Below are 13,484 nucleotides of genomic sequence, written 5' to 3' on the forward strand. Positions count from 1 at the left end.
CGCACCAAGATCGTCGCCACCCTGGGGCCGGCCAGCGACCGCGACGGCGTGCTGGAAGCGATGATCGAGGCCGGCGTCGACGTGGTGCGCCTCAACTTCTCCCACGGTTCGCCGGACGACCACCGCCGCCGCCTCGAGCGGGTGCGCGAGATCGCCGCCCGCCTGGGTAGGGCGGTGGCCGCCCTGGGCGACCTGCAGGGCCCCAAGATCCGCATCGCCCGCTTCAAGGATGGGCCGGTGACGCTGGAGGAGGGGCAGTCCTTCCTGCTCGACATGGCGCTGGACTCCGATGCCGGTGACGTGACCCGGGTTGGCTGCGACTACAAGACCCTGGCCGACGACGTCGCCCCCGGCGATCGGCTGCTGCTCGACGACGGTCGACTGGTGCTGCATGTGAACCGGGTGGCCGACCACCTGATCCACACCAGCGTGGTGGTGGGCGGCAAGCTCTCCAACAACAAGGGCATCAACAAGGAGGGCGGTGGCCTCTCGGCCCCGGCGCTCACCGACAAGGACCGCGCCGACCTCAAGACCGCCATCGACATCGGCGTCGACTACCTGGCGGTCTCGTTCCCGCGCAGCGCCGCCGACATGCAGGAAGCGCGGGAGCTGTTGGGCGAGGCGGGCAAGGAGATCGGCCTGGTGGCCAAGCTCGAGCGCGCCGAGGCGGTGGCCGACGCGGCGACGCTCGACGGGATCATCGAGGCCTCCGAGGCGGTGATGGTGGCCCGCGGCGACCTGGGGGTGGAGATCGGCGACGCCGAGCTGATCGGCATGCAGAAGCGCATCATCAAGCGCGCCCGCACCCTGAACCGGGCGGTGATCACGGCAACCCAGATGATGGAGTCGATGATCACCTCGCCGCTGCCCACCCGGGCCGAGGTGTTCGACGTGGCCAACGCGGTGCTCGACGGCACCGACGCGGTGATGCTCTCCGCCGAGACCGCCGCCGGGGACTTCCCGGTGGAGACCATCGCGGCGATCAACCGCGTCTGCCTCGGCGCCGAGCGCGAGAGGATCGCCCAGGAGTCGGGGCATCGTATCCACGAGGGCTTCTCGCGGATCGACGAGACCATCGCCCTGTCGGCGATGTACGCCGCCAACCACCTGCAGGGCGTGGCGGCCATCGCCTGCATGACCTCCACCGGCTACACGCCGCTGATCGCCTCGCGCATCCGCTCGGGCCTGCCCATCGTCGGCCTGGCCCACAGCCCCATCGCCCAGCGGCGCATGGCGCTCTATCGCGGCGTGGTCTCGCTGCCCTTCGACACCAGCGAGATGGCGGCTACCGGTGTCAACGGCGCAGCGCTGGCACTGCTGGTCGAGCAGGGAATTGCCAAACCGAGGGAACATGTCATTCTGACCCGGGGCGATCACATGAATGCCCACGGCGGCACCAACACCCTGAAGATACTCGAGGTGGAATCACCATGACCGACCCGCGTCCGCGGCGCACCGTGCAGCGCACCCTCCCGGCCCGCAAGCGCATCGCGCTGATCGCCCATGACGGCAAGAAGGAAGAGCTGCTGGCATGGGCCACACGCTGGCAGCAGACCCTGGCCGACCACGAACTGGTCGGCACCGGCACCACTGCCGGACGCATCTCGGCGCAGCTGGGCCTGAAGGTGGAAGGCCTGATGAGCGGCCCGCTGGGAGGCGACCAGCAGATCGGCGCTCGCATCACCGAACAGCGGCTGGACCTGCTGGTCTTCTTCTGGGACCCCTTCGCACCCCAGCCCCATGACCCCGACGTCAAGGCGCTGCTTCGGCTCGCTGCCCTGTGGAACATTCCCGTGGCCTGCAACGCCGCCAGTGCCGACTTCCTGATCAGCTCTCCCTGGTTGTCAGAACCCTACGAGATGACCATTCCCGATGCCCAGGCATGGGTGGCATCACGCAATTCACAGGGCTGACAGGCGGCCCGCGCCAGCCTCGCCCGACTATCGCGCCTGAGGAAACCGCATGTTCCAACTTACCCGCAGCGTCACCTGGCAAGCCCTGAAGCGATTGCAGCAGGAAACCGCCAACGACCGCATCAAGGATTACTTCACCGCCGACCCCCAGCGCTTCGAGAAGATGAGCCTGCGTGTCGGCGGCCTGTTTCTCGACTATTCCAAGCACCAGATCTCCGATGCGGTGCTGGCCAAGCTGCTCGAGCTCGCCGACCACTCGGCGCTGGTCCAGCGGCGCGCCCAGATGTTTTCCGGCGACATCATCAATGTCACCGAAGATCGCCCGGTACTTCACGCCGCCCTGCGCAACCTGGGCGATAGCCCGGTGATGGTCGACGGCAAGGACGTGATGCCGGAGATCCGCCGCTCCTGGGAGCAGCTGCGCCAGTTCGCCGACGCCGTACGCAACGGCGAGTGGAAGGGCTACAGCGGCAAGCGCATCAAGGACGTGGTCAACATCGGTATCGGCGGGTCGGACCTGGGGCCCAACATGGCCAGCCGGGCACTGCTCAAGCACCGCCACCCGGAACTCGGCTTCCACTTCGTTTCCAACGTCGACGGCGCCCATATCCAGAAGGTGCTCTCCCGTCTCGACCCGGCCACCACGCTGTTCATCGTCTCGACCAAGACCTTCTCCACCCAGGAGACGCTGCTCAACGCCAAGACGGCACGCCGCTGGTTCGTGGAACAGGCCGGCGAAGACGCCGACGTGGGCGCCCACTTCGTCGCCGCCTCGACCAACCGCCGCGCCGCCATGGAGTTCGGCGTACGCGAGGAGAACGTCTTCGAGTTCTGGGCCTGGGTCGGCGGGCGCTACTCCATGTGGTCCTCCATCGGCCTGCCGATCGCCCTTTCCGTGGGCTTCGACGGCTTCATGGAGATGCTCGAAGGCGCCTACGAGATGGACCAGCACTTCCTCTCCGCTCCCTTCGACCGGAACATGCCGGTGCTGATGGCGCTGGTCGGCATCTGGAACCTCAACTTCCACGGCGCCGAGACCCAGGCCATCGTGCCCTACGACCAGGCGCTGCATCAGCTGCCCGCCTTCCTGCAGCAGCTGGACATGGAGTCCAACGGCAAGTCGGTGGATATCTTCGGCCACCCGGTGGACTACAAGACCGGCCCCATCGTCTGGGGGCAGACCGGCTCCAACGGCCAGCACGCCTTCTTCCAGCTGCTGCACCAAGGCACCCGCTACGTGCCCATCGACTTTATCGCCTCACTCAAGCCGGAGCCCGGCGTCGAGGAGCACCACTTCGCGCTGCTCACCAACATGCTGGCCCAGGCCAACGCCTTCATGGAGGGCAGCCAGACCGGCGGTCGGCTCGACCCCTACAGCTGCCCCGGCAACCGCCCCTCCAGCGTGCTGCTGCTCGACGAGCTGACCCCCAAGAACCTCGGCGCGCTGATCGCGCTCTACGAGCACAAGGTCTTCGTCCAGGGGGTGATCTGGAACATCAACTCCTTCGACCAGTGGGGGGTGGAGCTGGGCAAGCGTATCGCCGGCGAGATCAGTGAGCGCCTGGACACCCAGACCCAGGACTTCGATGCTTCCACCCAGGGGCTGCTGGCCCTGGTGCGCGAGCATTTCCATGCCACGCCCCCGGCCGCCCCGGCGCCGGCAAGGAGTGAGAAAAAGGCACGCAAGAAGGAGAGCTGAATCTACCTGGGACGACCGGGCGCCAGCCGCGCCCGGACCATGCGGTCGCCCAGCCAGGCGGCGGCGAGCCACAGCGGCACGCTGGCCAGCCCATAGAGCAGCGCCAGCCAGGGCAGGCCGATTGCCATCAGGTAGAGGGTCTCGAGGCTGAACAGCGAAAAGGTCGTGAAGCCGCCACAGAAGCCGGCCACCAGGAAGGGCTGCCAGCGCGCCACCCGCCCTCCCTGGCGGCAGGCCGCATAGGCGGCGAAGGCGGCAATCAGCCAGGAGCCCAGCAGGTTCACCACCAGCGTGCCCCAGGGAAAGGCCGGGCCCAGCGCCGCCAGCGAGGAAACCGACACCAGGTAGCGCAGCACACTGCCCAGGGCGCTGCCCAACCCCACCGCCGCATAGTCGCGCCAGCCGCTCATGGCGCCCCTCCTGCCAGCCACCAGCCCAACCAGGCCAGCGCCAGCCCCGCCAGGCAGGTGGCTCCGACATTGACCAGCGCCGCCGGTGTCCTACCGCTCTGCCACAACGCAAGCGTCTGCAGGCTGAGAGAGGAAACCGTGGTATAGCCACCCAGCACGCCGATCATCAGGCCCAGCCAGGCCGAAGAGAGATCGAGACCCTGCGGTACGCCCAGGCGGCCGGCGACCCAGCCGGCCAGCAGCGCCCCGCTGAGATTGACCACCAGCGTGCCCCAGGGAAAGCGTGTGCCCAGCCAACGGGCCAGGAGCCGGGACGCCGCCAGCCGGGCCATGCCCCCCGCGGCCCCTCCCACCGCCACCAGCAATACCGCGACCCATCCGACGCTCATGCTGTTTCCCCAGCGGCAAGTGTTATAACAACCGATGCTAACGAAGTCGTTGCGAGCACACAAAGAAAAGCCACCCGCAGGACGGGTGGCAAGAGGATCGAGCTTAATGCAGGGATTCATGCCAAGGGATAGGCATGCCAAGAATATGACACATGCCGAGTTGCATGTACAATTACTGCATCGAAAATTCGACTCACCCACCCCGTTCGTCCAATGGCGACAAAGTCCGTATCATATGCCGCACGGGAACATGACGGATCCCTGACTACACGCCCGAGATGGAGGTCACTGCGTGATGCCCACACGTTTCATCCCCTGGCTGCTTGGCTGGCTGCTGCTGGCCTGCCTCGCTGCGACGCCCGCCCTGGCCCAGCCGATCGAGGCCGCCAATGGCCCCGCCTACTCGACGCTGGCCGACCTCCTCGAGGACGAGTCATCTCGCCAGCAGTTGATCGACCACCTGCGCCGCCAGGCGATCGATGAGGGCGCCCTGGCAGGAGCCGAGGCCGTACACCGGGAGCAGCCGCCGGAACAGGTATCGCTGCCAAGGCAGCTGGCGGAGTTGACCAGCCGCGTTGTCAGCGATATCGGTGGAGAATTCCGCAATCTGGTGAGCATCGTGACCGGCCTGTTCACCGGCGAGACCACCGCCACCGACTTCGATACGGCGGCCTTCACCTCGGCGGCGATCAACCTGGGCCTGGTGATACTGGCCACCTTCCTGTTCTTCGTCGCCTTCCGCCACTTCGCCAGGCCGCTGTTCACCCGCATCAGCGGCTGGTCACTGCAGGCCAGCACCCTTACCCCGGTGGTACGCCTGGTGCTCTGCGTGGCCCTGGCCGCCCTGGTGGACGTGCTCGTCGTGGTGCTGGCCTACATGGCCGGTAACCTCATCGCCACCTTCGCCATCGGCGAGACCGGCGAGCTCTCCACCCGTGCCTCGCTGTTCCTCAACGCCTTTCTGATCATCGAGCTGCTGAAGGCCGCCGTGCGGATGCTGTTCTCGTCACGCTACGAGGGGCTACGCCTGCTGCCCATCTCGGCGGGCGAAGCCTCCTACTGGAACCGCTGGATCGCTCGTCTCATCGGGCTGGTGGGCTATGGCCTGATGGTGGTGGTGCCGCTGGCCAACGTCTATCTGACCCCGACCCTGGGGCGGGGCATCGGCGCCCTGATCATCTTCGGCGCCTTCTTCTATGCCGTGGCGGTGGTGCTCAAGAATCGGGTGCGCATCCGCGACAACCTCGACCAGCTGGCGGCCCGCAGCGACCTGACGGCAACCCGGGTCTCCCTGCAGCTGTTCGCGCGCACCTGGCACCTGTTCGCCCTGGCTTACTTCCTGATGGTACTGGTGCTGACCCTGACCCGGCCGGCAGATGCCCTGCCCTTCGTGCTCCTTGCAACGCTCAAGACATTGGCCATCGTGGTGGTCGGCATGCTCCTGTCGAGCCTGCTGACCCAGACCATCGGTCGACGCATTCGCCTTTCCGACGACCTGCGCCGCAAGCTGCCGCTGCTGGAGCCTCGCCTCAACAGCTATGTGCCCAACGCACTGCGCGTCATCCGTACCATCATCCTGATCGTGGTGGTCCTGCTCGTGCTCAGCGCCTGGGGAGCCTTCGACCTGATGGCCTGGTACGCCTCGGAGGCGGGCCGCGGCCTGGTGGGTAAACTGGCGAGCGTCGCGACGATCCTGGTCGTCGCCATCGGCGTCTGGCTGGGCCTGGCCAGCCTGATCGAGCACAAGCTGAACCCCGAAACCGGCACCGGCGAACCCACCGCTCGCGCCAAGACCCTGCTCTCGCTGTTCCGCAACGCCCTGGCCATCGCCCTGATCACCATGACGATGATGATCGTGCTAGCCGAGATCGGTATCAACATCGGCCCGCTGATCGCCGGTGCCGGCGTGCTGGGCCTGGCCATCGGTTTCGGCGCCCAGAAGCTGGTACAGGACATCATCACCGGGGTCTTCATTCAGGTGGAGAACGCCATGAACACCGGCGACGTGGTCACGGTCGGCGGCATCACCGGCACCGCCGAACGGCTCAGCATCCGCTCGGTGGGTATCCGCGATATCTCGGGCACCTACCATATCGTGCCCTTCTCCAGCGTCGACACCGTCTCCAACTACATGCGCGAGTTCGGCTACCACGTGGGCGAGTACGGCATCGCCTATCGCGAGAGCATCGACGACGCCATCGTCGCCCTGCGCGAGGCCTTCGATGAACTGGCGGCCGACGAGGCGCACAAGATGAACATCCTGGCGCCGCTGGAAGTGGCCGGGGTCACCGGCCTCGGCGACAGCTCGGTGAACATCCGCGTGCGGATCAAGACCACACCGGGCACCCAGTGGAGCACCGGCCGGGCCTTCAACCGGCTGGTCAAGCTGCACTTCGACGGCAAGGGCATCGAGATCCCCTTCCCCCACACCACGCTCTACTTCGGCGTGGGCAAGGAGGGCGAGGCGCCGCCGGCCAACCTGCGCGTCATGCAACAGCCCTTCGACATCAACGGACGCCCGGGCGGCCAGCCGAGCTCCGGCGAGAGCAGTCGTTCCGGCGAGGACGACCCCCGCTCGAAGCCCAACCCGACATTCAAGGGCGACTACGACGACGACAAGGACTGATAGCGTCCGCCAACGCAACGCGGGGGCTGCCAGTGGCAGCCCCCGCGGCGTTACGGGCACGTATTACAACGCTACGCTTTCTTCTTGCCTCCCTTGCCGGCGTCGTCCTGAGGCGGCGGCTCGGCGGGCTGGGGCAGCGAAGGCAGGGACTTGTCGAGCAGCTCGACGCTCTGGCGATAGTAGAGCTGACTCTTGTTGTGCTCGCCCAGGTTGGCGAAAAGCCGCGCCAGCTCCGCACAGACCACGCCACTGGGACGCTGCCGCTGGCTCGTCTCGAAATACTCCTGCGCCTTGCCCCAGTAGGCATTGCGGAGCGCAAGACGGCCCAGGGTGAGGAGCAGGTCCGGGTCGTTGGGGCGCTCCTGCAGCCACTTCTCGGCGTGTACCAGCTGACGCGCCGGGTCCACGTTGAGCAGGCCGTAGCGCAGCACCAACCGGCTGTCCCAGTGCTCCTTGAGCGAGTGGCGCAGCAGGCGCTCGGCGATGCCTTCCTCGTTGCCGCGCACCAGCGCCTCGGTGTAGAGCACCACCAGCTCGACGTTGTTGCGCAGCGGGTCCGGCATGTCGGCCCACAGGCTGCGCACCCGCTCCACGTTGCCCGGATCGCGGGCCTCGTGAATCAGCAACTCCTTGTAGGCACGCAGCTCCAGCTGCTGACGCTCCTGGGGGGAGATCAGCTGCCGCGAAGCGAGCCGGGGCATCAGGCGACGCAGCCCCTCCCAGTCGCTGACGCTCAGGTAGGCCTGCTTGAGCTGCTTGAGCACCTGCGGATGGTTGGGCAGCTGTCGATCCAGCCGGGTCAGGATCGCCAGCGCTTCTTCGTACTGCTGGCGGTCCAGCATCAGCTGCACCTGCATCAGGCCGACCGCGGTGTCGGCCCCGTCGGTGCTGAGATGGGCCCGCTTCAGCAGCGTATCCGCCTGCTCATAACGGCCCTGGTAGTGGGCCGCCAGCGCGGCCGACAGGTAGTTGACCAGCGGCGTGCCGGAGTCGTCGGCGGCCTTCACCAGCGACTTCTCGGCCCGCTTCCAGCGCCCTTCGGCCAGGGCCACCAGCCCTTGCACGGTCCGCTTCATGGCGTTGCGATGGCGGGTCCGGCTGTTCCACACCTTCAGCCGGCTGACCGGATGGCTCATGCGCATCAGCAGCCGCAGCACGAAGTGCAGCACCAGGAAGAGCGCCAGCAGCAGTATCAGGCCGAACCAGAAGGAGGTCTGGTAGGAGGTGTCGCCGACCCGCACCAGCCAGTAGCCGGGCACCGAGACCATCAGCTGGCCGAACAGTGCCCCCAGCGCCAGCCCCAGGAGTACGATCAGGAGCAGTTTTCTCATGCGTCATCTCCCCGCTCGCCACGCGAACCGAATCGACGCTCGATGAACTGGGCCAGCGCCTGCTGGGAGCCGCTGATATCGGGCAGCTCGGGGCGAATGGTCTCCCCCTTGAGCGCCTCCAGACGATCGAGGACGGCCTGGACTTCGCCGCGCTCGGTGTCGTAATAGGCACGGATCAGGGTCAGCGCCTTGTCGAGGCTGGCCTCGTAGAGTTCCTGTTCCTCCTGCAGCAGGGCCAGTTGGGCCTGCTCCAGTATCAGGCGGGCGCTCTGGCGCAGGTAGGACTCCTGTTCGGGGGTGACCAGGGCCTCCAGCGCCTCGTCATGATGACGAATCACCACCAGGTCCTTGAGCTCCTGGCCGAAGCGCGAGAGCTGATTCTGCCAGCCGCCGGCGGGGGCCTCCTGCATGCCGGAACGGGCCGGGATCTCCTCCAGCTCGCGGGAGAGAGGCAGCTGCGCCAGGCGCTCCTGCTGGGCGTTCAGCGCCATGTAGAGCCCGGTGCGGTCGACATGGGGCACGCTCTCCAGCACCGACAGCTCCGAGGCGATGGCCCGGCGAACGGAGAGCAGCGCCGGGTTGTCGGCTTCGTTCAGGCGGTCGTCGGCGGTGCGCAGCAGGGCCGATGCGCCTTCCACGTCGCGCTCCAGCTGGAGACGCTGATTGGCCAGGCGCAGCAGGTAGGCGGCTTCGGCATGCAGCCACTCGCGCTCGTCGGTCTCCTGCTCGCGGGAGAGCTCGTCGAGGACCCGATCCAATGCCGAATCGACCTCACTGCGATAGGCGGCGAACTCGCTGCGCACCCCCTCGACGGCGTCGGCGCTCTCGCCCTCGGCTGTCTCCAGGCGGCTCTCCACACGGCTTTCCAGCTCGGCGAACTGGTCGGCCGAGGCCGCGGTGCCGGCCCGCTCCTCGAGCTCTGCCAGGCGCTCCTGCTGGCTGTCCATGCGCTCCCAGGCCTTCCAGGCGAACAGCCCAGCGCCGATACCGAGGAACAGCACCAGCACCAGGGCCAGGGTGCCCTTGCCCCCACCGTTGCGGCCGCCCGTGGTGGCGCCAGTGGCCGGCGGTGGCGTACCCGGCCCCGCTCCGTAAGCGGCCGCCCCCGGCCTCGTGTCGCCCGACTTGCCGGCCGAGGCCTTGCCACCGGCAGGCCTGTCATCCGGCTTGTCATCTGGCTTGCCGAGGGTCGGCTTGGCGTCGGGCTTGGCCTTGCCGGTGCTCGTGGCGCTCCCGGCAGGCGGTACGGCCGGCTTGTCGCTGGCACCGGCAACCTTGGCGTCACCGCTATCCGCCGGCTTGGCTGTCGGTTGCTCGGGCGACGCCGAGGCGCCTGCCGATGCCGAACGATCCGGTGGCGCGGTGGCCGGCTTGTCGCCGCCACCCCCAGGCTGCGACGATTTGCCGCGTTTCTTCGAGCGCTGTTTTTCCGCGGAGCCGCCGGCATTGCCGGTGGAGTCGGCCTCACGGCGACTGCCGTCCTGGGCCTCACCGGAAGGCGACTTCTGTTCGTCCTGCTCGTTAGTCTGCTTGCTCATCTGTCGCTAGCCCTTTTCGAGATCGTCGTGATCGACATCGGCATCCTCCCGGTCACAGGCCTCAGCCACGGCAGCGGCCAAGGCAGCCGGTGTGGCACCTGATGCCACCACAGGAGTGCAAAACCCCAAGTCGTTGGCCAGTGTAGCTAAACGGCGACTGGACACGATTAGCGGTTGGTTCAAGGTGGTCTCGTTACACCATCTTGCCAGATGTTCCAGCAATTCTCCGCTGCTGATCACCAGGGCGCGGTAATCGCCCTTGGCGAGCCTGGCCTGCATGGCTGGCGCGGGGGGGTGGAGACGGCGCCGATAGAGGGAGAGCCGGGTCACCCGGCCGCCACGGGCGGCCAGGGTATCGGCCAGCAGCGTACGCCCGCCCTCGCCGGCCACCAGCAGGATTCGCTGCCCATCGAGGTCGCGCAGCGATGCCAGCTGCAGCAGCGCTTCGCTGGTGTCCTCGCCGGCCCGCGCCGGCGGCACGTGCACCCGCACGCCAAGCCGGTCGTGTAGTGTTGCTGCCGTGGCCGCGCCCACCGCATACCAGGCCGTTCCCTGCGGGAGCGCGGGCCAGTAGCGATCGAGCGCCTCGTAGAGGCAGTCGGCGGCAAAGGGGCTCACCACCACCACCTTGTGGAAATGGTCGAAATCGAGCCAGGCGCTGCGCAGCGCCGGGGTTTCAGGCACCGGCTCCAGCGTCATGACATCGAGATTGGCCACCGGCAGGCCGAGGGCCTCGATGGCCCCGGCCAGGGCCCGGGAGCGCTCCCCCGGGCGGCAGATCAATACCGGCCGAGTGGCGGGCATCAGCCGCCGTACACCTGCGCCAGGATCTCGCCGGCGCCCCGCTCGAGCAGCTCCTCGGCCACCCGGATACCCAGCGCCTCGGGCTCGTGGATGGAGCCGCGCCCTTCGGCACGCAGCACCTCGGTGCCCTCGGGGTTGCCCACCAGCGCACGCAGCCACAGGGTCTCACCGTCGTTCTCGAAGGCGGCGTAGCCGCCGATCGGCACCTGGCAGCCCCCTTCCAGGCGCGTGTTCATGGCGCGCTCGGCGCGCACCCGGGTGGCGGTGATGGGATCGTCCAGCGGCGCCAGCAGGCTGACCAGTTCGGGGTCGTGGATGCGGCACTCGATACCCAGCGCGCCCTGGCCGCAGGCGGGCAGGCACACCTCCGGCGGCAGCTCCTGGGCGATGCGCGCCCCGAGGCCCAGGCGCTTGAGCCCCGAGGTCGCCAGAAGGATGGCATCGAATTCGCCGGCATCGAGCTTGCCCAGGCGGGTCTGGACGTTGCCGCGCAGGTTGAGAATCTCCAGGTCGGGGCGCGCCTCGCGCATCTGCAGACCGCGGCGCAGGCTGGCCGTGCCGATACGCGCGCCCTGGGGCAGTTCGTCCAGCGAGGCGTAGTGGTTGGAGACGAAGGCGTCGGTGGGCTCGGCGCCGGCCAGGATCACCGACAGCCCGAGCCCCTCCGGGAAGTGCATGGGCACGTCCTTCATCGAATGCACGGCGATATCGGCCCGACCGTCGAGCAGCGCCTCCTCCAGCTCCTTCACGAACAGCCCCTTGCCCCCGATCTTGGCCAGCGGCGTGTCGAGGATCTTGTCGCCGCGGGTCGACATCGCCACCAGCTCCACCTCCAACCCGGGATGCTGGGCCATGAGCAGGTCGCGAATGTGTTCGGCCTGCCACATGGCCAGTTGGCTCTTGCGGGTCGCAATGCGCAGCGTATTGATGGATCGCACGTGGTTCTCCCCATGCAGCGGGCCCTGGCGGGCCTTGCTCTGCTGTTGGCGCCGCAGACAGTCGCGGCCAATGATAGTCACTGCCCCTCATCATAAAGCACCTGGCGGGACAGGAAAAACTGCCGTCATGTCGCACGGCTGCGCCAATGGCGCCCCTCGCCACTTTCGCCCACTCTGGTACACTGCAAAACCATGATCCGGGGCCGCCGCGCGCAGCCCCCTCCGTGAATACATAGCACGCACCAAGCAGGATGCCCACGCCGATGAGCCCTCGTTCCACAACCCCCGGCACCAACCAGTCCTGGGGCGGTCGTTTCAGCGAACCCACCGACGCCTTCGTCGAGCGCTTCACCGCCTCGGTCACGTTCGACCAGCGCCTCGCCCTGCAGGACATCCAGGGCTCCGTCGCCCATGCCACCATGCTGGCCCGGGTCGGCGTCTTGACCGATGAAGAGCGCGACGCCATCGTCACCGGCCTGGGTGAAATCCGCGCCGAGATCGAGCGCGGCGAGTTCCAGTGGTCGGTGAAGCTCGAAGACGTGCACATGAACATCGAGGCACGGCTCACCGACAAGATCGGCATCACCGGCAAGAAGCTTCATACCGGCCGCTCGCGCAACGACCAGGTGGCCACCGACATCCGCCTGTTCCTGCGCGACGAGATCGACGTGGTGGAGGCCGAGCTGATCCGGCTGCGCGAGGGCCTGATCGCGCTGGCCGACCGCGAGGCCGACACCATCATGCCCGGCTTCACCCACCTGCAGACCGCCCAGCCGGTGACCTTCGGGCATCACCTGCTGGCCTGGCAGGAGATGCTGGCCCGGGATCACGAGCGGCTGCTGGACTGCCGCAAGCGTGTCAACGTGCTGCCGCTGGGCGCCGCGGCGCTGGCCGGCACCACCTATCCCATCGACCGCCATGTCACCGCCGAGCTGCTGGGCTTCGAGCGCCCCGCCGAGAACTCGCTGGACGCCGTGAGCGACCGCGACTTCGCCATCGAATTCACCGCCTTCGCCAGCATCCTGCTGATGCACCTGTCGCGCATGAGCGAGGAGCTGGTGCTGTGGACCAGCGCCCAGTTCGACTTCATCGACCTGCCCGATCGCTTCTGCACCGGCAGCTCGATCATGCCGCAGAAGAAGAACCCCGACGTGCCCGAGCTGGTGCGCGGCAAGACCGGTCGCGTCTATGGTCACCTGATCGGCCTGCTGACGCTGATGAAGTCGCAGCCCCTGGCCTACAACAAGGACAACCAGGAGGACAAGGAGCCGCTGTTCGATACCCTCGATACGGTGCGCGACTGCCTCAAGGCCTTCGCCGACATGGCGCCGGCCATCACGCCGCGCAAGGCGAGCATGTATGAGGCCGCCCGCCGCGGCTTCTCCACCGCCACGGACCTGGCCGACTACCTGGTACGCCGCGGCGTGGCCTTCCGTGACGCCCACGAGATCGTCGGCCAATCGGTGGCCTTCGGCCTGCGTGAAGGGCGGGACCTGTCCGAGATGACCCTCGAGGAGCTGCGCCAGTTCTCCGACACCATCGACGAGGATGTCTTCGAGGTGCTGACCCTGGAGGGCTCGGTGGCGGCGCGCAACCATATCGGCGGCACCGCCCCGGACCAGGTGCGGGCCGCCGCCCAGCGGGCACGCGACGCCCTGGCGGCACTCGCCTCCCACGGTCGCCAGGACGGCCGGGCATGAGGCGCCGACTGACCCTGGCCGCGCTGACCCTGGCCGCGCTGATGCTGGCCGGCTGCGGCCAGAAAGGGCCGCTCTACCTGCCGGACGACGAGCAGGCCGCCGAGCGCTACGGCAACCCGGCCGCTTCCGATGCGGC

At 67.8% G+C, this 13,484-nt stretch carries 11 protein-coding genes and 1 pseudogene; 6 read left to right on the forward strand and 6 right to left on the reverse strand.

Annotation, left to right across the window (positions count from 1 at the left end):
* From pyk to pgi, 3 genes are all read left to right on the forward strand, one after another.
* A partial coding sequence (gene pyk / locus LY622_RS19890) for a pyruvate kinase (protein ID WP_234292476.1) occupies positions 1-1,434 on the forward strand: 1,434 nt, incomplete at its 5' end.
* Positions 1,431-1,913 carry a methylglyoxal synthase gene (locus LY622_RS19895; protein ID WP_234292477.1) on the forward strand — a complete coding sequence of 161 codons (483 nt, stop codon included), beginning with the start codon at positions 1,431-1,433 and terminating at the stop codon, positions 1,911-1,913. The genes pyk and LY622_RS19895, both read left to right, overlap by 4 nt.
* A gap of 49 nt (positions 1,914-1,962) precedes the next feature.
* Positions 1,963-3,612, forward strand: a complete 1,650-nt coding sequence (gene pgi / locus LY622_RS19900) for a glucose-6-phosphate isomerase (RefSeq protein ID WP_234280553.1) — start codon at positions 1,963-1,965, stop codon at positions 3,610-3,612.
* Positions 3,613-3,614: 2 nt separating this feature from the next.
* Here the strand turns inward: pgi and LY622_RS19905 are convergent, their stop codons facing one another.
* Positions 3,615-4,022 carry a fluoride efflux transporter FluC gene (locus tag LY622_RS19905; protein WP_234292478.1) on the reverse strand — a complete coding sequence of 136 codons (408 nt, stop codon included), beginning with the start codon at positions 4,020-4,022 and terminating at the stop codon, positions 3,615-3,617.
* On the reverse strand, positions 4,019-4,411 hold the full coding sequence (locus tag LY622_RS19910; RefSeq protein WP_234292479.1) for a fluoride efflux transporter FluC: 393 nt from the start codon (positions 4,409-4,411) through the stop codon (positions 4,019-4,021). The genes LY622_RS19905 and LY622_RS19910 overlap by 4 nt, the downstream gene beginning before the upstream one ends.
* Positions 4,412-4,706: 295 nt before the next feature.
* Between LY622_RS19910 and ybiO the strand changes: the two genes are divergently transcribed.
* A complete protein-coding gene (gene ybiO / locus LY622_RS19915) occupies positions 4,707-7,037 on the forward strand; it encodes a mechanosensitive channel protein (RefSeq protein ID WP_255762669.1) in 2,331 nt (776 codons plus the stop codon).
* Between the two features lie 71 nt (positions 7,038-7,108).
* Here the strand turns inward: ybiO and LY622_RS19920 are convergent, their stop codons facing one another.
* Genes LY622_RS19920 through hemC form a run of 4 tightly spaced genes read right to left on the reverse strand, consistent with a single transcriptional unit; the run spans position 7,109 to position 11,648 of the window.
* Entirely contained in the window at positions 7,109-8,368 is a 1,260-nt protein-coding gene (locus LY622_RS19920) for a heme biosynthesis HemY N-terminal domain-containing protein (RefSeq protein WP_234292481.1), read from the reverse strand.
* Positions 8,365-9,906, reverse strand: coding sequence for a uroporphyrinogen-III C-methyltransferase (locus LY622_RS19925; protein ID WP_234292482.1), 1,542 nt, complete (start codon positions 9,904-9,906; stop codon positions 8,365-8,367). The genes LY622_RS19920 and LY622_RS19925 overlap by 4 nt, the downstream gene beginning before the upstream one ends.
* 6 nt (positions 9,907-9,912) lie before the next feature.
* A complete protein-coding gene (locus LY622_RS19930; RefSeq protein WP_234292483.1) occupies positions 9,913-10,710 on the reverse strand; it encodes a uroporphyrinogen-III synthase in 798 nt (265 codons plus the stop codon).
* Positions 10,710-11,648 (reverse strand): hydroxymethylbilane synthase, encoded by a 939-nt coding sequence (gene hemC / locus LY622_RS19935; protein ID WP_234292506.1) that lies wholly within the window; start codon positions 11,646-11,648, stop codon positions 10,710-10,712. The genes LY622_RS19930 and hemC overlap by 1 nt, the downstream gene beginning before the upstream one ends.
* Positions 11,649-11,911: 263 nt before the next feature.
* Here hemC and argH point away from each other — a divergent pair, with 263 nt between their 5' ends.
* On the forward strand, positions 11,912-13,348 hold the full coding sequence (gene argH / locus LY622_RS19940; RefSeq protein WP_234292484.1) for an argininosuccinate lyase: 1,437 nt from the start codon (positions 11,912-11,914) through the stop codon (positions 13,346-13,348).
* Positions 13,345-13,461 (forward strand): annotated as a pseudogene (gene lptM, locus LY622_RS19945) (LPS translocon maturation chaperone LptM); the annotation flags it as partial. The gene argH and the pseudogene lptM, both read left to right, overlap by 4 nt.
* Positions 13,462-13,484 lie beyond the last annotated feature (23 nt).

The sequence above is a fragment of the Halomonas alkalisoli genome, from assembly GCF_021412585.1.
In the GTDB taxonomy this organism is placed as follows: domain Bacteria; phylum Pseudomonadota; class Gammaproteobacteria; order Pseudomonadales; family Halomonadaceae; genus Halomonas; species Halomonas alkalisoli.

Coding starts and splice junctions, on each gene's coding strand:
- LY622_RS19895 (WP_234292477.1), top strand. CDS start 1,431: ATGACCGACCCGCGTCCGCGGCGCACCGTGCAGCGCACCCTCCCGGCC.
- pgi (WP_234280553.1), top strand. CDS start 1,963: ATGTTCCAACTTACCCGCAGCGTCACCTGGCAAGCCCTGAAGCGATTG.
- LY622_RS19905 (WP_234292478.1), bottom strand. CDS start 4,022: ATGAGCGGCTGGCGCGACTATGCGGCGGTGGGGTTGGGCAGCGCCCTG.
- LY622_RS19910 (WP_234292479.1), bottom strand. CDS start 4,411: ATGAGCGTCGGATGGGTCGCGGTATTGCTGGTGGCGGTGGGAGGGGCC.
- ybiO (WP_255762669.1), top strand. CDS start 4,707: ATGCCCACACGTTTCATCCCCTGGCTGCTTGGCTGGCTGCTGCTGGCC.
- LY622_RS19920 (WP_234292481.1), bottom strand. CDS start 8,368: ATGAGAAAACTGCTCCTGATCGTACTCCTGGGGCTGGCGCTGGGGGCA.
- LY622_RS19925 (WP_234292482.1), bottom strand. CDS start 9,906: ATGAGCAAGCAGACTAACGAGCAGGACGAACAGAAGTCGCCTTCCGGT.
- LY622_RS19930 (WP_234292483.1), bottom strand. CDS start 10,710: ATGCCCGCCACTCGGCCGGTATTGATCTGCCGCCCGGGGGAGCGCTCC.
- argH (WP_234292484.1), top strand. CDS start 11,912: ATGAGCCCTCGTTCCACAACCCCCGGCACCAACCAGTCCTGGGGCGGT.